Annotated in this window: 18 protein-coding genes and 3 tRNA genes; 6 read left to right on the top strand and 15 right to left on the bottom strand. The window is 42.4% G+C overall.

The window, feature by feature from the left end; all coding sequences use genetic code 11:
* Positions 1-47 precede the first annotated feature (47 nt).
* From rlmM to PR799_RS11505, 3 genes are read right to left on the bottom strand one after another with little or no spacing between them, the layout of a single operon-like run.
* Entirely contained in the window at positions 48-1,151 is a 1,104-nt protein-coding gene (rlmM, locus tag PR799_RS11515) for a 23S rRNA (cytidine(2498)-2'-O)-methyltransferase RlmM (RefSeq protein WP_036956332.1), read from the bottom strand.
* Complete coding sequence (locus PR799_RS11510; RefSeq protein ID WP_272522098.1) at positions 1,144-1,539, bottom strand: DUF423 domain-containing protein; 396 nt, start codon at positions 1,537-1,539, stop codon at positions 1,144-1,146. Before PR799_RS11510 ends, rlmM begins: the two co-directional genes overlap by 8 nt.
* A 27-nt stretch (positions 1,540-1,566) precedes the next feature.
* Positions 1,567-2,508: a transcriptional regulator GcvA gene (locus tag PR799_RS11505; protein ID WP_036956330.1), complete on the bottom strand. Its 942-nt coding sequence runs from the start codon at positions 2,506-2,508 to the stop codon at positions 1,567-1,569.
* A 656-nt stretch (positions 2,509-3,164) separates the two neighbouring features.
* On the opposite strand from PR799_RS11505, the gene csdA reads away from it, so the two are divergent.
* On the top strand, positions 3,165-4,370 hold the full coding sequence (gene csdA, locus PR799_RS11500) for a cysteine desulfurase CsdA (protein WP_272522096.1): 1,206 nt from the start codon (positions 3,165-3,167) through the stop codon (positions 4,368-4,370).
* An 11-nt stretch (positions 4,371-4,381) separates the two neighbouring features.
* Positions 4,382-4,843 (top strand): cysteine desulfurase sulfur acceptor subunit CsdE, encoded by a 462-nt coding sequence (gene csdE, locus PR799_RS11495; RefSeq protein ID WP_154603357.1) that lies wholly within the window; start codon positions 4,382-4,384, stop codon positions 4,841-4,843.
* Positions 4,844-4,876: 33 nt separating this feature from the next.
* On the opposite strand, the gene tcdA is transcribed toward csdE, so the two are convergent.
* Positions 4,877-5,689, bottom strand: a complete 813-nt coding sequence (gene tcdA, locus PR799_RS11490) for a tRNA cyclic N6-threonylcarbamoyladenosine(37) synthase TcdA (RefSeq protein ID WP_154627659.1) — start codon at positions 5,687-5,689, stop codon at positions 4,877-4,879.
* A 52-nt stretch (positions 5,690-5,741) separates the two neighbouring features.
* Positions 5,742-6,833 (bottom strand): murein transglycosylase A, encoded by a 1,092-nt coding sequence (mltA, locus tag PR799_RS11485; protein WP_154603359.1) that lies wholly within the window; start codon positions 6,831-6,833, stop codon positions 5,742-5,744.
* Positions 6,834-7,060: 227 nt separating this feature from the next.
* Here mltA and PR799_RS11480 point away from each other — a divergent pair.
* From PR799_RS11480 to PR799_RS11470, 3 genes are all read left to right on the top strand, one after another.
* Positions 7,061-7,137, top strand: a tRNA-Met gene (locus PR799_RS11480).
* Positions 7,138-7,224: 87 nt separating this feature from the next.
* Positions 7,225-7,301: transfer RNA gene (locus PR799_RS11475), tRNA-Met, on the top strand.
* A 27-nt stretch (positions 7,302-7,328) separates the two neighbouring features.
* Positions 7,329-7,405, top strand: a tRNA-Met gene (locus PR799_RS11470).
* Positions 7,406-7,562: 157 nt separating this feature from the next.
* Here the strand turns inward: PR799_RS11470 and amiC are convergent.
* A complete protein-coding gene (amiC, locus tag PR799_RS11465) occupies positions 7,563-8,813 on the bottom strand; it encodes an N-acetylmuramoyl-L-alanine amidase AmiC (RefSeq protein ID WP_154627660.1) in 1,251 nt (416 codons plus the stop codon).
* A 393-nt stretch (positions 8,814-9,206) separates the two neighbouring features.
* On the opposite strand from amiC, the gene argA reads away from it, so the two are divergent.
* Complete coding sequence (gene argA / locus PR799_RS11460; protein WP_272522094.1) at positions 9,207-10,547, top strand: amino-acid N-acetyltransferase; 1,341 nt, start codon at positions 9,207-9,209, stop codon at positions 10,545-10,547.
* A 115-nt stretch (positions 10,548-10,662) separates the two neighbouring features.
* Here argA and PR799_RS11455 read toward each other — a convergent pair whose 3' ends face one another.
* The 9 genes from PR799_RS11455 to PR799_RS11415 are packed head-to-tail and all read right to left on the bottom strand — an operon-like array spanning position 10,663 to position 24,992.
* The gene (locus PR799_RS11455) at positions 10,663-11,238 is read right to left on the bottom strand and encodes a hypothetical protein (RefSeq protein ID WP_154627662.1); all 576 of its coding nucleotides are present in this window, start codon (positions 11,236-11,238) and stop codon (positions 10,663-10,665) included.
* 29 nt (positions 11,239-11,267) lie between these two features.
* The gene (gene recD / locus PR799_RS11450) at positions 11,268-13,187 is read right to left on the bottom strand and encodes an exodeoxyribonuclease V subunit alpha (RefSeq protein ID WP_154627892.1); all 1,920 of its coding nucleotides are present in this window, start codon (positions 13,185-13,187) and stop codon (positions 11,268-11,270) included.
* Complete coding sequence (gene recB / locus PR799_RS11445; protein ID WP_442959363.1) at positions 13,187-16,798, bottom strand: exodeoxyribonuclease V subunit beta; 3,612 nt, start codon at positions 16,796-16,798, stop codon at positions 13,187-13,189. The genes recD and recB overlap by 1 nt, the downstream gene beginning before the upstream one ends.
* Positions 16,795-19,689 (bottom strand): pitrilysin, encoded by a 2,895-nt coding sequence (gene ptrA, locus PR799_RS11440; RefSeq protein WP_272522092.1) that lies wholly within the window; start codon positions 19,687-19,689, stop codon positions 16,795-16,797. The genes recB and ptrA overlap by 4 nt, the downstream gene beginning before the upstream one ends.
* Before the next feature lie 16 nt (positions 19,690-19,705).
* Positions 19,706-23,080 (bottom strand): exodeoxyribonuclease V subunit gamma, encoded by a 3,375-nt coding sequence (gene recC / locus PR799_RS11435; RefSeq protein WP_272522089.1) that lies wholly within the window; start codon positions 23,078-23,080, stop codon positions 19,706-19,708.
* On the bottom strand, positions 23,058-23,426 hold the full coding sequence (locus PR799_RS11430; protein ID WP_154603365.1) for a type II secretion system protein: 369 nt from the start codon (positions 23,424-23,426) through the stop codon (positions 23,058-23,060). Before PR799_RS11430 ends, recC begins: the two co-directional genes overlap by 23 nt.
* Entirely contained in the window at positions 23,423-23,866 is a 444-nt protein-coding gene (locus PR799_RS11425; protein ID WP_272522087.1) for a DUF2509 family protein, read from the bottom strand. Before PR799_RS11425 ends, PR799_RS11430 begins: the two co-directional genes overlap by 4 nt.
* Entirely contained in the window at positions 23,863-24,477 is a 615-nt protein-coding gene (locus tag PR799_RS11420) for a prepilin peptidase-dependent protein (RefSeq protein WP_272522085.1), read from the bottom strand. The genes PR799_RS11425 and PR799_RS11420 overlap by 4 nt, the downstream gene beginning before the upstream one ends.
* Positions 24,471-24,992 carry a prepilin-type N-terminal cleavage/methylation domain-containing protein gene (locus tag PR799_RS11415; protein WP_154627666.1) on the bottom strand — a complete coding sequence of 174 codons (522 nt, stop codon included), beginning with the start codon at positions 24,990-24,992 and terminating at the stop codon, positions 24,471-24,473. The genes PR799_RS11420 and PR799_RS11415 overlap by 7 nt, the downstream gene beginning before the upstream one ends.
* Between the last annotated feature and the right edge of the window lie 32 nt (positions 24,993-25,024).

Genomic DNA, 25,024 nt, shown 5'->3' with positions numbered 1-25,024 from the left:
AAAGGTCACTTCACAGTGACCTTTTTACTATTCAAGCCAACTTTGACTTAATAATATTCACGTGCCATTGGGTTTGCAGACCAAACACGTTGGACATGCACAGTGACTTCTTCACGGTCATGGTAAAGCTGTTTCGCTTGGATCAGAACGTTGATACCATTCTCTTTCAGCTGAGCTTTCATTTTTTCCAGAATATGCGCCACTTCTTCATAGCGTTTTTTCATCGGCAGCTTCAAGTTAAAAATGGTCTCGCGGCACCAGCCTTCTTGCAGCCACTGAGTCATTAATGCAGCCACTTTGGCTGGTTTTTCCACCATATCACATACGAGCCACGTGATGTTTTGAGAGGTTGGCTTAAATTTAAAACCATCTTCGCGGTGATGTCGAACTTGTCCTGTATCCATCAGGCTTTCTGCCATTGGACCATTATCTACCGCTTCCACCATCATGCTGCGTTTGACGAGCTGGTAAGTCCATCCTCCCGGACATGCCCCTAAATCCACGGCTTTCATGCCACTCGCTAAACGCTCATCCCACTCTTCATAAGGAATAAACACATGGAAAGCCTCTTCCAGCTTTAACGTCGAACGGCTTGGTGCATCCGATGGGAACTTCAAGCGCGGAATACCCATATAGAAATTCGAGCTATTATTCGAATAAGAATAACCGGTATAGCAGCACCCCGGCGCAATAAAGAACACGTGGACGACTGGGCGTTTAAAGTTCTCTTGCGCTAATAAGACTTTCTCTTGGCGTAATGCATTACGCAGAGGCACCGTAAATTTACGGCAGAATTTCATCAATTCTTTTGATTCGTTGGTATCCGCAACCTCAACACGCAGATCACCCGCTCTCTCAACCTGCTGGCTAAGCGCGTTCACAATCGGTGTGACTCTATCTTCTGGCGGTAAATCTTTTAATAAATCACCCACCACAAACATTTGACGAGCAAAAATCAATTCACGAAATGGAAGTGTGCGCGCAAGGATGTCTGCATCCTCAGATTGATAACATTCGAAAATAACATAACCGCTATTTTCTTTAACGCGGGCAAAACCGTATATTTCGCGTTGCCCTGCTTTATCTGTAATTTCTGCTGCGCACTCTTTTTCAAAGCCCGGGCGGCAATATAATGCAATTTTATTACTCATTGCGTGACGCCGATTTCCTTAGACGCATAGCGCCAATAACAACTAAAAGCCAGCCAACGAGGAAGCAAACGCCACCTATTGGCGTAAAATAAGAGAAGTATTTTACCTGCAATAAGGCCATACAATAAAGGCTACCGCTAAAAAGAAGTATCCCTACGGAGAAAAACACACCTGCCCAATAGAACCACAAAATGACTTTACGCAGTAATACCGCACCCAGCACCATTAATGAGACGGTATGAAACATTTGATAACGTAACCCTGTTTCAATCCAAGCCATTTGATGAGCGCTCATAATTGGAGAAAGTGCATGAGAGCCAATGGCACCAAATGCAACAATAAAAAATCCACTAATCCCTGCAAAAATTAACATCAAACGACTATTCACAATAGCACCTTCGTTTTAACTGTTTGATTATTGTATATGCGTCAAATCTTGGTCATTGGTAATAAAGCCAAGCTTTTCTTGCTCACTGGCTGCTTGCGCAAGGATCCATTGACGAAATGCCGCTATTTTCCCTAAATCGGCCTGACTCTCTTGGCAGACCAGATAGAATGCATTTTTACTGACTAATACTTCGCTAAACGGACACACCAATCTGCCAGCATCAATCTCATTCTTTGCCATCACATTATTGGTTAATGCTACCCCTTGCCCATGAACTGCCGCTTGGATCACCATAGCGCTATGGCTAAAAATAGGCCCTTGCTGCACATTCACAATATTTTGCAAATCTAATTGCTTAACATAAGCTTGCCAATCACGGCGAGAAGAGTCATGAAGCAACGTATGCTTCGCTAAATCTTCCGGGTTCTTCAGTTGATTCCCTCCGGTCATTAACGAAGGTGAACACACTGGCATTAAATATTCGGCGTAAAGTCTGTCCGTTCTTAAGCCTGTCCAGTTTCCTCTGCCATAAAAAATGGCTACATCCACATCATCCGCTAGCTTATCTTCTTCCCGATCAACTGCTTGAATACGAACATCAATGCCCGGAAAAGCTTGGTTAAATCCTGAAAGCCGAGGAACTAACCATTGTATCGCGAAACTTGGTGATAAGCTTACAGTTAGTGCGCCTTTTGCGCTTCTGGCTTGAAGCTTTCTCGTCGCTTCATTCAAAGACGAGAAAATTTCTTTGATATCAAGGTAATAACTTTGCCCTTCTTCCGTCAGCAGCAATGAACGATTTCGACGGCGAAATAGTTTTAATCCGAGGAAATCTTCTAAGCTTTTTATTTGATGACTGACAGCAGCCTGTGTCACAAATAATTCATCTGCCGCTTTAGTAAAACTTAAATGACGGGCGGCGGCATCAAACACTCTCAGAGCATTTAAAGGCGGTAATCTTTTAGACATAATCTCTTCGACTCAGCTTCGTTATACGCATTAGTTTTTCTCATCCGAAGCATTATAAATTGTCCCTTGAGGATACGCCAGTAAATACCTATAGTATGCGCACTTCCTAAGCCGGAACGAAAAGTTGCAGAGTTTAGTTACTTTGAAACTTTTGGCTTTGTGGTTGTGATGTTGTGTTTGCAAGTTGTCTGGTTAATCCAGGCTTTGTAGCGATTGCTACTGTTTTTTTCACTTCCTGTACATTTACCCTGTCTGTCCATAGTGATTTTTATAGTGCACCGCCTAAGCGCGGTGCTTTTTTTATTTTGGGCGCCATAAAATCCATTATGAAAGATAAAAAAACATTATCCCATCGGATTTCGAGTAAAAAGCCCATAAAGTGCATCTTAAATTAAATTTAACCATTAAGTTAAAAAGCAAACCTTCATCCGCTGAGTGCGTTAACTTTTTTCAGGCGCGCAATTATTCAAAAATTTGCGCAAAAATCTTCCTATTAAGTGTAACAAATTATTTCTAATAATCGATAACTGAATAACATTTTTTATCTCCATCTACTTATTCACTGTTTTCCGTTATTATCATAATCAACGCATATTCATAACCACAACTATAGCCACATTCACCTGTTGGATAGCTAACACCAAAGAATCAGCATAATGGATAACTTTAACGCTCCTCAATTTCGCCAGCAATTTCCAGCCATCGGCTCTGACATTGTTTTCCTTGATAGCGCCGCCACCGCCCTAAAACCCTTGGATATGATCAACGCCTCTGACGATTACTACCGTTTTTCAGGTAGTTCGGTCTATCGCGGGCAATCCCCTGAAGCATTAAAAATTACTCGCTTGTACGAACAAGGTCGCGTATTAACGGCAAAATATATCCAAGCGCCAGACGAAAAATCCATTATCTGGACACGTGGCACCACTGAATCTATTAACTTGATTGCGCAGAGCTATTTCCGTGAGAAACTTCAAGCAGGTGATGAAATTATCGTCAGTGAGACTGAGCATCACTCAAACTTACTGCCGTGGCTGATGTTGGCACAACAAACAGGTGCAAAGATCGTAAAATGGTCGGTGACTCCTGACTTAACCTTAAACCTCAATGCGCTGCAATCAATCTTGAACGCCAAAAGTAAAATTGTTGCAGTAACGCAAATGTCTAACGTAACGGGCTACCAGCCGGACATTAGCGCGATAACCACACTTGCTCATCAATTTGGTGCAAAAGTCGTTGTTGATGGTGCTCAAGGCGTTGTACACCATCCTCTTAACGTCATGAAAACTAATGTAGATTTCTACGCGTTTTCAGCACACAAATTATATGGGCCAACAGGTTTAGGCATCTGCTATGGAAAACCTGAACATTTAGCCAATATGAGTCCATGGCATGGTGGCGGTAAAATGTTAAATTACGTTGATTTTTCAGGCTTCACCCTCGCCCCAATACCTCAACGATTTGAAGCTGGAACCCCGAATATCGCAGGTGTAATAGCCTTTTCTGCTGTACTCAAGTGGCTTTCAACGCAAAACTTAGCGCAAGCAGAAGCCTATACTTGTGCCTTGATAGACTATGCCTATGAGCAGCTTTCTCAACTCGAAGGTGCGATTTGCTATCGCACGCAAAATTCGCCACTTTTATCTTTCAATTTCCACAATATTCACCATAGTGATTTAGGGCTTTTCTTGACCGAACAGAAAATTGCATTACGCTATGGGCAACATTGTGCTCAACCCTTGATGGATTCACTCAATATCAGCGGCTGTTTACGTATCTCCGCCATGCCATATAACAACAGGCAAGATATTGATAAATTTATTGATTCAGTGAAATTTGCACTTTCGATTTTAAATGATTAAAAGGTAATCTAATGACTTTGTCTCGACATGAACTGGCTTCTCATCCATTTGGCACAGAAATTGTCATTCACGAAATCGTTGAACAGTTTTCCAAACAAAAAGCGTGGGAAGATAAATATCGCTTACTTATTCAACTCGCGAAAAAACTGCCCTCTCTCACAGAAGAAGAAAAGCAGCAGACTCAAGAAGTTCATGGGTGTGAAAACCGTGTATGGATTGGCGCTATTCTCAATGATGATGACACATTCCATTTTTATGGGGATAGCGAAGGACGTGTAGTAAAAGGGTTATTTGCTATTTTGCTCGCCTGCGTTGAACAGAAAAATGCACAGCAAATTTTAGCAACTGACTTCGATGAGATTTTCAGCCAGACTGGCTTATCAGGGCAACTGAGTGAATCCCGCCAAAATGGGATCCACGCATTGATTACTGCAATCAAAAACATTGCGGGTGAAATGACCCCAGCAGAATGATTATCCCGTTGAGGCTACACCCTAGCCTCAACTCTACTGTTTAGCTTCTCTTTGTGCCTTTGCGACCATCTTTTTCAACGCATGGGACACCGCAATAAAGCCAAAACTGGCCGTCACCATCGTGACCGCACCAAATCCTGATGCACAGTCCATACGTTTTGAACCATCTGCCGTGCTTTTCGCTGCGCACACCGTTCCATCACTCTGTGGATAGACCAACTGCTCCGTCGAAAATACACAATCGATTCCCAATTTACCTTTGCCATTTTTCACGACATTAAAGTCTGATTTCAGACGTTCGCGTAATTTTGCTGCCAAAGGATCTTGAACTGTCTTTGCTAAATCTGCGACTTGAATTTGGGTCGGATCGATTTGACCACCAGCACCTCCCGTCGTCACGACAGGAATTTTAAAACGTCGACAATATGCCAGCAGCGCCGCTTTCGGTCTTACACTGTCAATGGCATCAATAACGTAATCAAATCCCAAAGAGAGGTATTCAGCCACATTATCCACCGTAATGAAATCATCGATAACATTCACGGTACATTCAGGGTTGATTGCCAAAATGCGCTCTTTCATCACATCAACTTTAGGTAGCCCCACCGTTGATTTCAATGCATGAAGTTGGCGATTCGTATTTGTCACGCAGATATCATCCATATCTATCAGGGTGATAGTACCAATACCTGAACGCGCCAATGCTTCAGCAGCCCACACGCCAACGCCGCCTACACCAATAACACACACATGTGAGCGTGCAAAAAGATGAAGGGCTTGTTGCCCATATAAACGCCCGATTCCAGCGAATCGCTGCATCCACGCATCAGAAAGCTGAGCTTGCATAATCACAAACAACCTTAGTTAAAACGAAAACCGAATAAACAGTAAATGGGGGCTACATCGCACTAAAAACAGGCTGGCTCTTTTTCAGAACCCATACTCGACCATAGTGGTTATAAAAACCGGCCATTTTACCTGCATCGTGCCCTGTTCCATGATAAATATCGAAATGGTGCCCTTTAATTGCGCCACCCACATCGAGAGCTACCATCATACGCATTTCGTATCTACCCGTAAATTTCCCATTTCCATCTAACACAGGAACTTCGGCTAGCAATGCGGTTCCCGGTGGGATCAAGGTTTTATCCGATGCTACCGACGCTTTTGCCACTAATGGCACCGCACTCGCGCCTCTGACAGGGACGAAAGATTGCGGTTTAAAGAAAACAAACGATGGATTACTTTCAAGTAATTCACGCACTTCTTGTTCACTGTGGGTGTTTGTCCAGTCGTGAATAGCCTGTAGGGACATTTTTTCTAAAGGCACTTCGCCTCTATCAACTAGCACCTTGCCAATACTTTTATATGCATGACCATTTTTGCCTGCATAAGCGAAGAAATTCAGTGGGCTACCATCGCCAAAATCCACGTAACCACTGCCTTGCACTTCCATCATAAAATTGTCGACAGGAGAATCGCTGTAAGCCAAGATCAAATTGTTACTGAGTGCGCCATTATATATTTGCGCACGGCTAGGTAAGCGCCCCTTGCTTTTTGACGGCATACCATACAATGGATGGCGGTAATTACCTTGCGGCGAGCGGCGAGCTTCAATGACTGGCGTGTAGTATCCCGTGAATTGGACGTTTCCGTAATTGTCCATTCCTTCCATTTGGAAAGCCGACAAATTGAAACGCGATAACTGAGCAGGATCGCCCCCTGCCATCAACCAGTTTTCTATTGCGTGGTAAGTTTCATTATTGTTGTTGAATAAGCGTGGCGATGCATTTTGAATTTCCGTCACCTGGCGATTAAAATCCGGCGCATTGATTGGTCGTCCTTGCACGTTAACTTGATTAACTTGTTGCAAGTCTCTATGCAATTTTCCGTCTTTATATTGTTGCCCTTTATCTGTTGGATGAGATTGACACCCAGCCAGCAAAGAAAAGAAGACGCCCGCGATTAACCCTTTCAGCCATGAATTCATCTTTATACCACCTAACACATATCCAATATGAAGCGCACAATAGCAAACCCAAATTGAGAATGAAACGGCTATAAATATTTAGTGAGGTTATTTTTGGATTAGAAACCTTTAAAGAACAAAAAAACTACATTTTGTGCGATTTTTAAACGCCACTTAATGAAAAATGAAAAAAAAACACGAAAAAACTTGCATCAGATCTCATCCCGAGTATAGTGCCCGCTATCGGACGCGGGGTGGAGCAGCATGGTAGCTCGTCGGGCTCATAACCCGAAGGTCGTTGGTTCAAATCCAGCCCCCGCAACCAATTTCTTGATTTAGTCAAACTTGATTCAGTCAAAGTAAATTCAGCAGTAAAATCAAAGTAGTATCCCAAAGTAGTGAAATATTCAGGCGCGGGATGGAGCAGCATGGTAGCTCGTCGGGCTCATAACCCGAAGGTCGTTGGTTCAAATCCAGCTCCCGCAACCAATTCCTGATATATTTAACCTCTTCAGTCGCGGGGTGGAGCAGCATGGTAGCTCGTCGGGCTCATAACCCGAAGGTCGTTGGTTCAAATCCAGCCCCCGCAACCAATTCTTTTTTCTTTTCTTATATACCCTTTACTTCATTTTCCTTAGCCATATCAAAACCAAAACTGATTCTTAATCATTTAATTTCTTGTTTTCAGCCAATAAAAAAGGCGACTCACATTGCTGTTTGCCACCTTCTTCGATATGTAAAATCTCGCGATTAATTACGGATAGCTAGCTCACCACCATTACGGAAATAAGCTTTGATTCCTTCAAAAATCGACTCAGCCATCTGCTGTTGAAACTTAGCGGTTTTGAGTTTGCGCTCTTCCTCTAAGTTACTGATAAAGGCTGTTTCCACTAAAATGGATGGAATTTCTGGGGCTTTTAATACTGCGAAACCAGCTTGGTCCACTTTGTTTTTATGTAGCCGGTTAACACGGCCCATGCGTTTTAAAACTTCATCCCCAAACTTCAAGCTGTCATTGATCGTGGCTGTTTGCACCAGATCTAACATGGTGTGGTCGAGATACGCATCGCCGCTTTTACTCACACCACCAATTAAGTCAGCTTCGTTCTGAGTTTGAGCAAGGTAACGCGCCGTGTTACTGGTTGCCCCTTTCGTGGACAATGCGAAAACCGATGAACCATTCGCTGAACGGTTGGTAAATGCATCCGCATGAATAGAAACAAACAAATCGGCCTGCATCTTTCTCGCTTTCGCCACGCGAACTTTTAATGGAATAAAGACATCCTCATTACGCGTCATATAGGCCCGCATTTTCGGATCTTTATCAATCAGCGTTCTCAAGCGACGGGCGATTTGTAAAACCACATCTTTTTCACGGGTCTTATACTTACCAATCGCACCGGGGTCTTCCCCACCGTGGCCTGGGTCAATCATAATGACAATCGGCCTATCGGTACCCGCTTTCCCCGGTTTTTTCGCCTGTACCGGCATACTCTCTTCTAAATCACCTTTGTTGTAATCTTCAAGGAGTGCCAATAATGGGTCGTCGTTGGTTTCAACACCTTTACCTGGATAGAAATCCATGACTAAACGGTGTTTAAATTCAGCAACTGGCGGTAGAGTAAAGAATCGAGGAGATACTTTGTTTTTAACTTCGAAAACCAAACGTACCGTTTTAGGATCAAACTGCCCGACTCTCACTAATTTTAAGTAAGGGTCTCTAGACTGAATTTGGCTACCCATATTCTTAAGAACGTTATTTAATTGAACGCCCTCTAAATCAACAACAATACGCTCAGGATTGTTTAAAACAAACTGGCGATACTTTAAAGGAATGCTGGATTCTAGCGTAATACGGGTATAACTCGAGGCTGGCCAAATACGCACGGCAACAACGCTACTACTGGCAGCAAAACCGAATGGGCTGACACTTAATAGCATAACTGCCGCCGCACCTTGCAATAGGCGACGTTTTGATGGGCTGTGATCTTGATGACTCATCAATAATTCCGAATCTATATCCTGAAAAGTTTAATAATATCTAAGACAAGAGGTAATATATTAGCGACTAATTCGCACTCTATCTAGTTCTTCATCCTTTGTCATTACCAATCTATTCTATTTATATCCCAGCACGCATCTATTCAATGCAATATAAACGCCACACTTGCGTAATTTAAATAGTTAATGATGCTCAATTGTCGAATAACATTTATTGGCAATTATCTGATATGCAGATTGTATTGTTGTGATTATATCCATTTATATTTAGAGATATGTAAACCTTAAAAATAAATTTGTTACTTTTATTGTCCTAACTTTTACTTGATATTTTCCGCCAAAAAGAATAAAAATACAGTTATTCCGAATAAAAATTCAGTTAAGAGGGTAATTATGAAAGAGCGCAGCACCGAGTTGGTTGATGAATTTCGCCATTCGGTACCTTATATAAACGCCCACCGTGGCAAGACATTTATCATCATGCTTGGCGGTGAAGCAATTGCGCATGAAAATTTTCCTAGCATTGTCAACGATATAGGTCTACTGCATAGCCTTGGCATTCGTATTGTCGTTGTTTATGGCGCTCGACCTCAAATTGAAGAGATCCTCGCTGAACATAATTATGATGCCATTTATCATAAACATACCCGCGTCACTGATGCGAATACCCTTGAATACGTTAAGCAAGCTTCTGGAGCATTGCAGCTCGACATTACCGCTCGTTTATCGATGAGTTTAGGCAATACGCCATTACAAGGGGCACATATTAACGTCGTGAGTGGTAATTTTGTGATTGCGCAGCCTTTAGGTGTCGATGATGGGATTGATTATTGCCATAGCGGCCGTATTCGTCGCATCAACGAAGATGCCATCAATGCCCAACTCGATAATGGATCTATCGTGTTAATTGGTCCCGTGGCTGTTTCTGTAACAGGTGAAAGCTTTAATCTTACCTCGGAAGAGATTGCGACTCAGCTTGCCGTTAAAATTAAAGCCGAAAAACTGATTGGTTTCTGTTCATCTCAAGGGGTAGCCGATAAAGACGGTAATATTCTGTCTGAACTCTTCCCGAATGAGGCGGAAACACGGATCCAAGAATTAGAGTCTGAAGGGGATTATTATTCTGGAACAGTTCGCTTCTTGCGTGGTGCAGCTTCCGCCTGCCGCCGAGGCGTACGCCGTAGCCACTTACTTAGCTACCAAGAAAATGGCTCGCTGATCCAAGAACTCTTCTCCCGTGATGGTATCGGTACACAGATAGTCATGGAAAGCTCAGAAAAGACTCGCCGTGCGAATATCAATGATATCGGTGGGATTTTAGAGCTGATCAGACCCCTTGAGCAGCAAGGTATTCTAGTTAGACGCTCACGGGAACAACTCGAAATGGAGATCGATAAGTTCACAATCATTGAACGCGATAATTTGGTGATCGCCTGCGCAGCACTTTACCCCTATCCTGAAGAGAAACTAGGCGAAATGGCTTGCGTGGCTGTTCATCCTGATTACCGTAGCTCATCACGCGGTGAAGAGTTACTACAACGGGTTATGGCACAAGCTAAACAACTAGAACTGGATAAACTGTTTGTCTTAACCACAAGGAGCATTCATTGGTTCCAAGAACGTGGTTTTATTCCAGCAGAAATTGAGATGCTTCCTGTCAAAAAGCAGGCACTTTATAACTATCAGCGTAAATCGAAAATTTTAATGCTGGATATTAAAAGCCAAGCCGCTTGAAATCTCCCAGAAAGTTGGCAAACAAATTAGTTCGCCATACTCTCTAACTAACGTTCATAAACCCAGATATTCAAGTAATACTCTGGGTTTTTCTTTGATGCGACCTAATATTAAGTTAAGCGATTTGTACAACTCGGCACTTCTCGCACAGTGGGTTTTGCTCTAATAGTGGACGTAAAATCGCTTCCATTTCAGCAAAAGAGGTACCGTAAAAATAGAATGCGGTTTCTGTTGGGCCATCCCAAACACCGTGGATCCCACCGATATCTTCAACCGCTTCATCAAGCTGATCAAAAAGATCGTTAATATCATTATTTTCATAGACTTCATCAGCTAAATCTGTGCCATTGAAATAAATCGCCAACCCTTCATCCGCTCCAAAATCGATTTGAACGTCTTCACCATGAATAGTTAAGCGGGAACCTTTAGGGGCTAACATCGCCGAAAACATTTGAATAATCAGGCTGATATTCTCATCACTTGCATCGCTTAGTGCCAATTCAATATCACACTCAGCAACTTCGCCATTTTCAGCTAATTGGGTACCTCCACCACTAACTTGGATTTGCCCTTCTTTACCTAATTTTTCCATGGCTTGATCAAATGCATCTTCCAAATCTGCACGGCGAGCAGGATCAATTTTGGCATTCAATGTTACTGTCACGGCGGTCATTTGTTGCTGGTTTTCCATATTGGTACCTTAAATGTCTAAGAATTAATTTAACTGCTCAAACCGTAGTGTTCAAACTGTAGCGCTAAGCCACTACGGCGTTTAGTCGGTGTTTCTATCGCACGGCGTAACACTTTCTTGCTGCCATACAATGAAAGTTCATTTTTAGCTCGTGTCATCGCGGTATAGACGAGCTCTCGGGTGATTACGGGCGAATATACATAAGGTAAAACCAAGGCGGTATGAGCAAACTCTGAACCTTGAGATTTATGAACCGTCATCACGTACGCCGTTTCATGTGTTGGCAGTCGATTGGGTTGGATCCCACGAATGGAGCCATCAGGGAACTGGAAATAAGCTCTCATTTGCCGCTCTTCATCTAACAAGATAATACCAATATCGCCATTAAAGAGACCTAGTGCGCTATCATTACGGCTGATCATGATCGGTCTTCCAACATAATGCTTATGCTGCAAGTTATACGGTTTTGTAATTAACCCTTGGCGATGGAGTAATTTCTCAAGTTTGTCATTTAAACCAGAAACCCCGTAAGCCCCTTCCCTCAATGCGGCAAGTAGACGGTATTGATTAAATTTATGTAGAACATCAGCAGGGTTTTCCCTTGCTTTAACGGCTAGTAAATAGTGCTGATAGAACCCGACCGCATCTAATAACATGTTAGCGTAGCTTTCGCTCATTTCAGCTTCAGCATCGTTTTCGTTATCTGGCATGGCGCTAGGGATATAGTTATGAATATCCGTGAAACCCTGTGTAAGAATATCATCCACCCGTTTCACATTTCCAGCATTGACGGCGAAAGCCAGCTGGCCAATTCCTGAATCCGCTGAAAAACGATAACTGTGTCTTAATAGACATAAACTATCACGGATAGCAGGCCCTTCATTTGAGGTAAATTCACTTAATGAGCATTCTGCCAATCGCTCCAGCTGAGCGGCTCGCTCAGGGCTATAGCCTTTATTCGCGAAGCGGCAGATATCCCCTAAAACCGCCCCCGCCTCAACGGAAGCAAGCTGATCTTTATCACCTAAAAATATCAGTTTGGCAGAGTCAGGCAGTGCTTCTATGAGCTTGCCCATCATGGGTAAATCCACCATTGAAGCTTCATCAACAATCAAGATATCGAGTGCAAGCGGATTATCACGGTGATAACGAAACTGCTGGCTTTCAGGCTGAGCCCCTAATAATCGGTGCAATGTTTTGGCTTGAGAGGGGAGTGATTCACGCTCATCGTCATTTAGCGGCAGCTGTTTCATCGCATACCCTAATGACTCGGTTAAACGAGCGGCAGCTTTACCTGTTGGGGCGGCTAATTCAATACGCAAACGATGTTGCTGTTGATGACCTAACTTAATCAGCCCCGCTAAAATTTTCGCGACCGTCGTCGTTTTCCCCGTTCCAGGTCCCCCTGAAATAACCGAGACTCGGCTAGTTAACGCAATAGCAGCGGCAATTTTTTGCCAATCTATCTGCGTTGATTCAGGGAAAAGCTCCGTTAAAATCGGCTGAATTTTCGAATCATTAACAATATTATCATTCCTAACATCGGCTAACTCAGTTTCTGAAAAGAAGTGAGCTACGCACTGCTCGTATTGCCACATACGCTGGAAATAAAGGAAATCACCTGATAGTAGCAATGGAGCAACAGACCCACCCCCAACTTCACACACGGATTCACTGGATAATAATGCAGCTCTGATAGCGGCTTGATTTGGCTCTCCAATCATTTGCCATAATTGCGCCGTAAACTCAGGATGTCTTCCCATAAATAGTACGTCAGGGCGAATATCCTCCAACGATAAGCAAACATGTCCAGACATAGTTTCTGCACTAAGCAGCGCTGCCACTAGCAATAAAATCGGGTTATCTTCATTCGCAACGTTATAGGCGAATTGCACATCAAGAGGCGTGAATATACGCGCTTCAATAGCTTGATTAAATAACGCTTTCATCATTGTGGCTCCTTAGATTGAGCATCATGAAATAGCGCATCAAACTCACTGATAAATTCAATTGTTGGTCGATAAAAGAAGATGCCATTTTGAGAATCTATGCGTTCAGTTCCCCGTAAAAATAGATAATAAACGCCACCAAAATGAGTTTCATAATCGTAATTTGGCATCCTCTGTTGTAAAAAACGGTGTAATGCCAGCGAATAAAGCTGATATTGCAGATCATATCGATGGTCAATCATCGCTTCAGCCATTGCCTCTTGAGTGTAATAAGAGGCATCTTCACCTAAATAGTTGGACTTATAATCCAATAAATAAAACTTCCCTTTCCAGCAAAAGGTTAAGTCTATAAAGCCTTTTAAAATACCTTGTACCTGCTCAAAATTAAGCGGAGGACAATGTTTTGATAGAGGATCATGTTTGTGGGTAACGCGATCAACCTCTTTTGCATTGAGCAAGCTATCAATCGGTAAATAGAACTGCATTTCATCCAGCCTATCTTGAGCTGGAATAGCCGACAAACAGAGCCCATCATCAGCTAACGGTACATTAAGAATGGCATTCAACCAGCCTTGTAACATCGAAACCCATTGAGTATCAAAGCCTGATACTTGTAGTTTTTCTTCTAGCCATTCGGATGAAATGTCACCTGAAAAATCAATTTCTTCCATCAAACTATGTAAAAATGTGCCAGGCGCAGCACCTTTAGGGAATTGGTGCGGAGTCAGTGTATTTTCTTGTGTTTCTTGCACCTCAACATCATGACTGACTTCAATATCCATCTTAGGGGCTAATGAGTTAGCAAATTGCTCAGCAGATAAGGTTTGCTCTTCTTCTCCATGGGAGGTGCTATAACTCAGACCAGAATAGCTTGTTACACGCCAGCTATCATCAAAGTGTCGAGAAACCGCTCTTGCTGATAATTCATCACTGGCCTCTTTAGTTAAATCCAGTTTTACCATTTCAGGGAGATCTATCGGTTGCACATCAATCACATCATTACTGAGTGCTTCAAGCGTACTGCTGAGTAAAACACTGTCGCCTTCTTGGCCTTGTTGCAGCAAATACCCCAGCGCGGATAGGTGCAAATCCGTATTACCTGCTTTTTTACGATTGCCTTTGATAAGCGGCGCGACTCCAACACTACAGTGATAAATAGCGCGAGTGAGTGCCACATACAATAAGCGTAAATCTTCAGCTAAACGCTCTTCATCCGCTAATTCGACATACTCTTGTGAATCATCAAGGTCGAGCTTCGTAACGTAATCATCACGGTCATGGAACAGGCCTTTTGATTGAGGCAAAAAGTTACTCGCAAACGGCAACCAGACAATTTTATATTCTAGCCCTTTAGACTTATGTATGGTGCTGATTTGCACCAAATGTCTATCACTTTCAAGGCGCATCTGTTGTGCATCTGATTGATGGTCTGGGTGAGCGATCTGCTGCGCTAACCAACGGGTTAGTGTATGCTCACCTTCAAGTTGGAGAGACGTCTCTTGCAGTAATTCGCCGATATGCATGAGATCCATCAAACGGCGTTCACCTTCAGAACCCGATAGTAAGGTTTCAGCGATATGTCGCTTAGACATAATCCCACGTAACATGGGTAAAACACCGCGTTTACGCCAAATTACAGCATAGTGAGCAAACTCATCAACTAAGTTTTCCCACGCTTTTTCATCGTAATTTAGGTTATCAATATCTTCTGCTGTTAAGCCTAATAACCCCGTCGCTAAGGCGCTGCGCAACACCCGTTCTTTTTCTGGTGTTAATACTGCCAATAATAGCCAGAGAATTTCTTTGGCTTCTTGGGTCGCAAACACGCTTTCTCGATTTGATTGGAACACCGATGGGATATTCAGTTGATTTAGCGCATCACGGATCAATATCGCCTCACGACGACTGCGCACTAATACGGTGATATCCGAAGCTTCTACAGGCGTTTGCTGCTGCTTATTTTCAAAGTAAGTGGTCCCTTTCAAACCACCAGCAAGATATCGTCCTATTTGTGCCGCACATTGCTGCGCAAGGGCTTGTTCATATTCAGAAACGGAAACAGCTTCAGCTTGCTGCTGCCAGAAAGTGAGCGCTTTCACTTCTTTCCCGTTATGGATCAGTTTTTTATGGCTATTATGAACCGCAAAATTAACGCCTTGAAATGGAATTTGCTCAAAAATAAATGGGTTTTCAGCATGGTGAAAAACCTGATTAACCGCCTCAACCATACTCTGGGATGAGCGATAGTTTGTCTCTAACGTATAGTGAGCACTAACTTGCTTTTTCGCCGCAATATACGTGAAGATATCCGCACCACGGAATGCATAAATAGCTTGCTTTGGGTCTCCGATAAACAGCAATGCAGTGCCTTCAGTTTTCCGATAAATACGCTGAAAAATACGGTATTGCTGGGGGTCGGTATCTTGAAATTCATCAATCATCGCCACGGGGAAGCGCTTAGCAATCGCTTCGGCAAGTAATGCCCCACCATCTTGATGCAGCGCTCTATCCAGTCGAGTCAGCAAATCATCAAAACCTAATTCACCGCGCGTTTGCTTTTCATGGGCGATGGTCTGGCGCACTTCAGTGATCGCCTGAGGAATAATCAAATCTTTGATCGTCAACGCTTGGGTGAGCAACTCATCCACTAATCTAAAAACAGCATGCGAAGGCCCTGAACCGCTTTTGGATTTTTCATCTAATCGAGATTGAGCAAAACGCTCTAAAATATCTCTTGGCAATTGATAATCATCGGTGCTTTGTTCTGCCCAACTGGTTATTTTTTCTAGCCACGCTGGTAAATAACGTGCGCTGTAGCTGCGTTTATCTACATCAGAATTAGAAATTAGCTTTTCAAAATCAGCGACATTTTTTGCCCATAAATCTTTTAAATTCTGAATTAAACCAATCAAACGTTGATGGCGCTCTTCAAGAGTTTCAGGTAATTCCGGCTGATTGATAATGGCAGGAATATCCCCTTGCAAAAACGGTTTAATATCGTTCAATAGTGCTTCAGGTCCACTCCACTCGGCATGAACCACTTTGGTCATCGAATAATCCAGGGGATAAAAATGACGACGCCAAAAGTCCGCACATGCTTGTTTCTGGATAGGAAATTCATCTTGGATCATGGTTTGTTCAAACAAAATGCCTGACTCAAATGCATTGTGCGCTAACATTCGTTGGCAAAAACCATGAATGGTGTAAATAGCCGCTTCATCCATTTGACGCTCAGCAGCTAATAGCCAATTCGCCGCAAAAGCGCGTTGTTCTTCGCTCGATAATTCTGTTAACAGTGTGAGATATTCTGGTTCCGATTCGAATCCCAAGCCATTTCGTAAACACGCCAAGCGCATCTTATGAATACGCTCACGAATACGCCCACGTAATTCATTAGTCGCCGCCTCGGTAAAGGTCACAACCAGAATTTCCTCAACACTTAAAGGTCGAGGGAATGCATTTTCATTCCCTAAACCTAATAATAGGCGCAGATAGAGGATCCCTATCGTATAGGTTTTGCCTGTACCAGCCGATGCTTCAATTAACCGCTGTCCACGTAACGGAAGTGTATAAGCATCTAACAATTGGGAACTCATCTGCACCTTATTCACTCAACATTTTCCTTGATAGGTAACATCTTCTGAAGATCTGACGCTTGTGGGTACAACACCCAATTTTTCAGTTTTGCATACCCTGATTTTTCATCAACACCCTGACCAATCACTTGAGATGCCATTGCTAAACCTTGGTGTTTTAAAACTGCATTTTCATAATATGCAATCACTTCAGCTTGAGTGGCTGTCGCTAATCTCGATAACACTTTATCTCTAGAGTCAAAACTGAAAATATTACGAGAAAAATCGGAACCATAGCGCCCCACTTCTTCATAGAATGTTTGTGGCGGCTGTTTCATTTCCGTAATAATCGATTGTTTATATTGTTCAAATTCAGCAGAAGGTAATTTCTTCAGCTTATCCAGAGTGACTTTATAGAAATCTTGATAGCGAGTATTGAGATAATCGGGGGCTTTGGCATTACTTTGCAGCAAGAAGCCAATACCCCACTGATCACCAAGCCCCACCTTAAAAGCAAATACGGCATAACCTAGTTGCTCATTGGTTCGTAATTGGTCGTAAAACCACGGCTGAACAATTTTAGATAAAATGCCAGACAGAACCGCACCATCGATACGGTCATAACCATCAGGAATAAATAACTCGGCCAATGCGTTATCGCTGCTATTACCTTGCTTATGGAAATCGGCTAGATAGGTTTTATTCACCACAACGATGTCACCACTCCACCAATTTTTACCTTTGCTCTTTAACAGCTTACTGACATCTTGGATAGTTTGAATACTTTGCTGCTGAGTAATGTTACCCACAACTAATGCTTGTAAGGCGGCACCTTCAACGACGGAACTACGGTAGTCCGTAATATCTTTCAAAGTGATCGTGTCTAAAGCGGCTAACCGTTGCTCCTGTTCAAAATACGGAACACTGTTAAGGCGCTGTAATGGCTGCATGGCTAGCTCATATGCTTTCGCATTGTTTGCCACTTCGATTTGTTCTTTGTACCAAGATTTTGCCTGAATCAACTCTCTTTCTGTTGGCTCAAAACTTAAATACTCCTTGGTCATGGATAAAAACAGCTCCGATAAATGCTGAGTATAACCGCTCGCATTTAACTGTAACCCAACCCCTTGAGAGACGGAGACGGACATCCCAGCCACGGAAGCTTGATACTGTAATTCATCCATTTTTAACGATGAAATATATTGCAGTAAAGAACCTACCACTTGAGATTTTGCTGTTTCATCTTGATCGTTATAGCGCAAATCTAACGTAATACTCGCCTTCGGTTCATCAGCAAAATACTGACTTGGCATATACAGCACACGTGTATTCCCTTCCTGATAAACCATTTCAGGATGCTTATATGCTTTATCCGTTTTAATCAGGGATAAGTTATCCGGAATATAAGGGTTCAATTTTGGCAATTTAAAGGTCATTTTTGACTCTAAACCAGCCCATTCCGTGAACTGTTTTTCACTGATTTTATCGACTTGATAAGGCGCATCGACAAAGTAAGCTTTTTTATTACTCGGTTCATTCGGGCTAATAAACCAAATACGTGCATTTTGTGCTGTCAGTTCAGAAAGTCTCTGTTTTATCGCTGCAGGATTATATTTATCTGCAACATAATCAGAATCTAGAACGTGATTAACAGGCATTGTGATCATTTGGTCAGAAAGCCATTCGATATAATTCATGTCTCTAACAATGGAACCATAACGAAATGATAGATTGAGCACTTTGGCTATTTCATCAAAATAATCTTGGTTAACACCTTGTTTTTTAATCAAATCAATATAAGCAAAAATAGCTGCGATAACTTGATCACGCTCTGCTAACCCTTTGTCCGTTAACGTGACATAGATAGAAAATGAGCCATAGTTACGATCAGCATTTGGTGACGCAGATGCGCTGATACCTTCTGCTAATCCTTGAGAAATAAGCCAATCAGATAACGTTCCCGGACTACGATTTCCAATTAAGTAGCTGATGTATTCATCACTCTTGCTACGAAAATCGGCCATATTGTTTTTGATGCTAAATTCGATTTGCAATGCTTTTTGTGGCTGAGAGGGAACATAGTGGATCACAATCCCCTTTTCTTTATCCGTCACTGCGGGGATCGTAACCGCTGGTACTGAAGCATTAAAATTAGGAATACGTCCAAAGGTTTCATTGGCAATTTTCGCTAATTGTTCAATAGATTGGTCACTATACAATACGCCATTCATTAAGTTTGCTGAGTAATAACGTTTGTAGAAACTCACTAACTCATCTTGGAGCTTGCTATTGGGTTTGTCCTTCAACGTTTCCAGATTTCCACCTGCAAAGCGAGAGTTTGGATGGGCAGGGTTTAGCGTTTCAGAACGAATTTGCCAAATACGCATACCATCACGAGCACGAGCCATGGTGAGTTCAGCGTTGACGGCATTACGTTCTTTGTCTGCATTCACGGGGTCAAGTAACGGCTCCGCGAGTGCATCCGCAAGTCTATCCGTAGCAGCCTCAAGAGCCCCATTTTCAACTTCAAAATAGTAAGCAGTGCGATGTGGTGCCGTGCTGGCATTATGGCTTCCGCCGTGTTTTTGTAAAAACTCAGAGAAGCTACTTGGCTCAGGGTATTTTTTAGAACCCATTAACACCATGTGCTCTAAGTAGTGAGCAAGCCCTAACTGGCTACTCGGGTTTTCAATACTCCCTACGGGTAATGAAACTGCCGCTAACGACTTAGTTGCTTTAGGGTCTGAAACCAGTAAAACAGTCATATCGTTATTAAGTTTGATTGCTTTATATTCTCGCGGATCACTGACGCTTTTATTGATAGTCTCTGGCAAAACTTGCCAAAGTGGCTGCGCAGCAATGGCACTACCGACAAACAGTAGTGATAACAAGAATAAATGAGCGATATGTTTCGATAATCGTAACATTCTTAGATGCTCTCCCTTATTTTAAGTACTCTGCCATCGGCAGTAAGAAGCGCCGAGTATTACTCAGCAGCGATTCAATCAATGAACTATTTATGCTTCTGCAAGCTCTCAATACATAATCATCTTCCATTTCACCCACTTTCATTTGGCTTCCTTGTAGGCTTTGCAGTAGCGCCGATAACGCCTTTTGCTGCACATCTTCTGACGTAAAGTCATATTCCTTCGTTTTTTTATCAAAACACGCCGAAATCCAATTCCAACCACTCTGATTTAACAGTATTAGCGGCGTATTCATTCCTTCACAATACCCTTCAATAAGCGTATTCAAGTGTACTTTTGCACACTCTGAGGATATGGCAGAAAAATGCCAAACACTGTTTTCTCGCCCTAATGCGATGCTTTCACCTTCACCAACAAACGCATTAAAAAACAAATGTTCTATCCATAATTGCACGCCATCATTGGCAGTAAGATAAGCAGGTCTATAACGCAATATTCCTGACTCGTGAACATTTCGCAATAAGCCTGTAATTTTGATCTCATGTATTTCACACTCAATCGGATAATCGACACGTCGATCGCCGTACTCTTTCACTTTTTCAGCTAATGGAGCAATATCATTCAATTGCTTCTCCCAAAATAGCTGGCCAAATTGTTTGGCGGGTAATTGCCCTGAGGCTTTTAATGCATGATAAAGGGGATTTGGGTCTTCATCTTTGACTAATAAATCTAGCACTTGGTCATTGATTTTATAGCGTTGTAATCCCCCCAATACAAATGGCTCCTCCTCTGGGAGTTCAGTCTCTTCAATTGAAAAATGCACTTTTAAGCGTTGTTGAAAGAAGCCACGTATAGGGTGTCGATAAAAACGTAAAATCTGTTCTAACGATAACTCTGTAATAGGTTCACGTTGTTCTAATACTGACGTAAACGACTTAGCCGTTTGCTCTGCACTTTTTGCGACTGGCAGCCATTCTTGTGCGAAGCTTTGATAAAGCGTGTTAGGGATAAAGTTTTCTTTCGCAAATGGCACTCGATTATGCTCAGTGACTAAATACTGTTTTAGCCGCAGTGAACTTTCATCGATGTTCAATGATTGGTCGCCCTGTAAGCAGAAACTCTGACAGATATACTCCAATAATTCAGTGACTAGCACCGATGGATTGCACTCTTGGTTATCTCGAATTGAACGTCCAATGTAGCTAATATAGAGTTGCTTCGTCGCTGAATTTAATGCTTCTAAGAATAGATATCGGTCATCATCACGGCGCTTTCTATCCCCTCGCTGGACTTTTTCTGCCATTAAATCAAAACCGAGGGGCGGTACATTACGTGGATATGCACCATCGTTCATACCCAGTAAACAAACGACTTTAAACGGTACAGAACGCATTGGCATTAGCGTGCAGAAATTCACTGCACCAGCAAGAAAACGCTGGCTGATTTTTTCGTCGTCAAAGCAAACCGATAGCTCGTCACGAATTAAACGTAATGGAATAGCTTCTTGATAATTGGCAGTCAGGGCATTTTCAATAATTTTGTGCCATTGTGTCGTGAGTAAGGTTAAGACGATTTCAGTTTCACTATCGACTTTGAAGCAGCTATCAATTAATTGCTGGCAGATCTCTTTCCACTCATCGAGTGTACGTTCTTGCTCTAAGCCTGTTCGCCATTCTCTAAGTGTATCGATGAGTAATGCTAATTTGCCTGCCAATTGAGCTGCGAGCCCACTGCATTCATCGTACGGAAGCACACCATTCCACGGGCCATTACGGCTATCCATCGCATAGCCAAGTAACATTCGGCTTAAACCAAACTGCCACGTATTTTGCCCAATAACCGGTAGCGATAGTGCTCTGACATTATCATCATCCAGCCCCCAGCGAATTCCGGATTCATTGACCCATCTCCTTAACAAACTCAGCTCACTCTCATCAATATCGAAACGCGCGGCAAACGCTGAAACTTCTAATAACGCCAGTACTTGCTCCGTTGAAAAGCGGCTTTGAGGCAAATCCAATAACATAATAAAAGCTTGTAAGATTGGATGGGCTTGTAGTGCCTTTCTATCTGAAATAGAGAATGGAATATAGTGTGATGAGCTAGTGTTACCGAACACAGCTTGAATATAAGGCGCATAACTGTCGATGTCAGCGACCATGACAATCACATCACGGGGGGTTAATGTAGGATCTTCTTCAAATAGAGCCAATAAGCGATCCTGCAAAACTTCAACTTCACGCTGAGCACTATGACATGAATGAAATGTCACGGATTGATCGCTTGGATGGAGTGAGCGCTTCTGGGAGCTACTTTCATACTCATCTAATGTCACGCCTAGCTGTGCGTGATTTTCAAGATCGAGAATATCTTGCTGTAAATTTTCGAGAAGGTTATTTCGCCCATTATCAACAAAGGCAGAGACTTCATTGGCGGCATCAATTTGAGAAATAAAATATAAGTTATCCCGACCAAGCTTGCCCCACGATGCTAACAGTGGGTTTGCTAAATTTTGTTCACCTTCAGCATTGAATAAGTTGATAGCGTGCTCATCAATTTTAAAACGGGAAATTTCGTGCTTATCCAAATAGTGGCGCAATTTTCGTTGCTGTAATCGCGCTAAAAAGGTACTGCTTTGAATGTCTCCCCAGTAATAGCGACACGGGTTGGTAAACATTAAATGGATATCTGAGTGTTCGGCAATTGCATTAAGCGCTTGTAAATACACAGGCGGCAACGAGGAAATACCACAAATAAATAGGCGCGATGGTAAATTTTTAGCTAACTCTGGCGATACTTTAAGCTTATCGATAAAACTCTGATAGAGGTTTGCTCGGTGCCAAGGAGATTGACCCAGCTGCTCTGTATATTCCACCAAACATAGCCATAATCTTTTTTGCCACAATTGATTTTCACTGAGCCCATCAATCAACTCATTACGTTGCCACAGAGCAATCCACTCCGGTCGGTAAACCAAATATTGGTCAAATAAATCGGCAATACGCCCTGATAATTGGTGCAACTTACGCTTGTCTGAATCGTCTTGCAGATAGTGACGTAGAGGCTCAAATTCAGCTTCATTAATGACATTGGGTAAAATCGTCATTAACTTCCACGTCATCGCCTGCTTAGTATAAGCGCTTTCTTTGGGGATATCAGGAAGCACTCGGCGGAACATATCCCAGATAAACGTAGCAGGTAATGGGTAGTTAATATTGGCGGCTATTCCAAAGCGTTTAGCGAGCTCTATCTGTAGCCATTGAGACATACCGGGGCTTTGTACTAATACAATTTCTTGCTCAAAAGGATGAGGTAGCGGGTCATTCTCCATTAAGTGTGCAATTAGCTCTTTGAGTAGATCTAATTGGTTAGAATGATAAACCTGAAACATGACTCTCTCCTTTTGCACACATCCAGCGACTTATCGAATACAGTTTCCCGCCCACTAACAAGGACACCTTAGATTCACTACAGTTCCCAAGGATTGTAGAATGCACGATTTTTATCTGTTCTCTCTGCGGCTGATACCCTATTTCCAATGGAACTTTATCATTAGAAGAGCGTTTACCTTCTAAAGTACCATGTAGAGACCGAACTGCCTGTGAACCTTGGTATATTTGATTAAAATTCAAAGCGATATATTGGCTGTAGTTTAGCAGAGCTATCAGCAAGATAGCAAAAACAACCACCGCAATCATCGACTCTACCAGCGCAAATCCTTGCTGTGAATTCTTCATTGGCAAAATCCTTTAATCGCCACAGGACAATAATCAATCCAGCCATTTTCTCGCGCTTGTAAGCGCCCTTCATTCCATATCGGCACAACCCATCGATATACCGTTAGCGATTGGTTTTTCGATAATTCACCTTTACCCGATAAAATGAATTGGTTATTTTTATAATGCTTAAGGCAACTCACCCACCCGTGATTTGTTTCTCGTTGACATACCCAAGGACTCGCTTTTTCTGCTTTTAATTTCCAATGTTGAGCGAGTCCCCATGACAATGCTGATTCTGCCAAATTGAATGATTGATAGTATTTTTCTTCGCGGCTTAATTCATGGCTAGCCCGCGCTTGGTAATAATTTAGTGCTTTCAGCAAGATAAGCCCGACACTCATTAGTACCATCACCATGACTAAGGCAATATTGCCTCGCTGCGCTTTTGTTTCCCTCATGGCACATTCCTTAACATCACGGAGGAATGATAATCAAACGTTCTATTCGGCAATAAAATACTTTCAACTGTCATCGACATGTCTAAAACTTTTGTTGCAGGCCGCCAATCAAAGGTCAGTTTATTAACTTTCACCATGTTCGGGTCAAACAACGAGTGCCAACGGGTACCATCGCAATTTGTCACATTACGGTTAGATTCCAGCTTATTGTTATGGAGCCTGAATCCAAAGAAATCGGAATGTAATGAATGACTTGGCCCTATAACCCATCCCCCAGATAAATCTTGGTCATAGGCAAAAATAATGCAGGAGTTAGCCTGACGACTTAAGAACTTAGTGCTGATGGTAATTGCCTTTCCTTCACAATGAGGTTTGGAAGGTGACTGGCTGCAATGACCAATTCGACGAAAATATTTTTCCATATTAATCAACACCTGCCTGACCTCTCTATCCAATTGATATTGAAAAAAAGCCTGAAATAGTTGCTTAAATAACACGGGGATCGTATTCATCGCTGCAATGCAGACTAGACAACCAATTAGCATCGCAATCAGTGTTTCTAGCAAAGAGAAACCTTTTTCTGCTTTATACTTTTTAGTGTGACTCAACATTTGGGCACACCTGCTAATATTTGTGGGCTGCAACTGCGAACCCGACCCGCAGATGAAATAATCACGGATATTTGGTCACTTTCATTGTTGAGCTCAATTCGAAAAGGGCTACTTGTCCCTTGCTTACCGTAAAAATGAATCGATTGTCTAGACGCGTGCTTGAGCTCAATACGCTCAAATTTGTCACCCTTAAATTGGCTAATTTGTTGCGCTGTATCTGCATCCGTAACCACTAAATGCCACTCTTTTGATGTGAAACTTACTGTCATAATACGGTGCTGATTTAAATAAATGCCTTCCATTAGATTACTGTAGATAAATTCGGCAGTTTGCCTAGCAGCATCAATAAGTTGTAGCCGTTTCACTTGCTGTTGCCATTGATAAAACGCAGGCAGAGCAACAATTGAGCACAGAAACAGAACAACCAGTATTTCAATTAAAGTGAATCCCTGCTCATCAATGTTGCGCTTTAGCCACTTTATTTTTCCATGTACCAAATTTGTCTGTTCTGGCATTTCCTTATCTCTCTCAACCGTTATCTACGGGG

Origin of the sequence: Providencia sp. PROV202 (assembly GCF_028479565.1) — a bacterium.
Taxonomy (GTDB): domain Bacteria; phylum Pseudomonadota; class Gammaproteobacteria; order Enterobacterales; family Enterobacteriaceae; genus Providencia; species Providencia zhijiangensis.
The sequence above is the reverse complement of the archived record's forward strand: the minus strand, read 5'-3'. Positions and strand labels throughout refer to the sequence as shown.

Excerpts from the sequence above, each read along its gene's own strand:
- rlmM (WP_036956332.1), bottom strand. The coding sequence starts at position 1,151 with ATGAGTAATAAAATTGCATTATATTGCCGCCCGGGCTTTGAAAAAGAG.
- PR799_RS11505 (WP_036956330.1), bottom strand. The coding sequence starts at position 2,508 with ATGTCTAAAAGATTACCGCCTTTAAATGCTCTGAGAGTGTTTGATGCC.
- csdA (WP_272522096.1), top strand. The coding sequence starts at position 3,165 with ATGGATAACTTTAACGCTCCTCAATTTCGCCAGCAATTTCCAGCCATC.
- csdE (WP_154603357.1), top strand. The coding sequence starts at position 4,382 with ATGACTTTGTCTCGACATGAACTGGCTTCTCATCCATTTGGCACAGAA.
- tcdA (WP_154627659.1), bottom strand. The coding sequence starts at position 5,689 with ATGCAAGCTCAGCTTTCTGATGCGTGGATGCAGCGATTCGCTGGAATC.
- mltA (WP_154603359.1), bottom strand. The coding sequence starts at position 6,833 with ATGAATTCATGGCTGAAAGGGTTAATCGCGGGCGTCTTCTTTTCTTTG.
- amiC (WP_154627660.1), bottom strand. The coding sequence starts at position 8,813 with ATGAGTCATCAAGATCACAGCCCATCAAAACGTCGCCTATTGCAAGGT.
- argA (WP_272522094.1), top strand. The coding sequence starts at position 9,207 with ATGAAAGAGCGCAGCACCGAGTTGGTTGATGAATTTCGCCATTCGGTA.
- PR799_RS11455 (WP_154627662.1), bottom strand. The coding sequence starts at position 11,238 with ATGGAAAACCAGCAACAAATGACCGCCGTGACAGTAACATTGAATGCC.
- recD (WP_154627892.1), bottom strand. The coding sequence starts at position 13,187 with ATGAAAGCGTTATTTAATCAAGCTATTGAAGCGCGTATATTCACGCCT.
- ptrA (WP_272522092.1), bottom strand. The coding sequence starts at position 19,689 with ATGTTACGATTATCGAAACATATCGCTCATTTATTCTTGTTATCACTA.
- recC (WP_272522089.1), bottom strand. The coding sequence starts at position 23,080 with ATGTTTCAGGTTTATCATTCTAACCAATTAGATCTACTCAAAGAGCTA.
- PR799_RS11430 (WP_154603365.1), bottom strand. The coding sequence starts at position 23,426 with ATGAAGAATTCACAGCAAGGATTTGCGCTGGTAGAGTCGATGATTGCG.
- PR799_RS11425 (WP_272522087.1), bottom strand. The coding sequence starts at position 23,866 with ATGAGGGAAACAAAAGCGCAGCGAGGCAATATTGCCTTAGTCATGGTG.
- PR799_RS11420 (WP_272522085.1), bottom strand. The coding sequence starts at position 24,477 with ATGTTGAGTCACACTAAAAAGTATAAAGCAGAAAAAGGTTTCTCTTTG.
- PR799_RS11415 (WP_154627666.1), bottom strand. The coding sequence starts at position 24,992 with ATGCCAGAACAGACAAATTTGGTACATGGAAAAATAAAGTGGCTAAAG.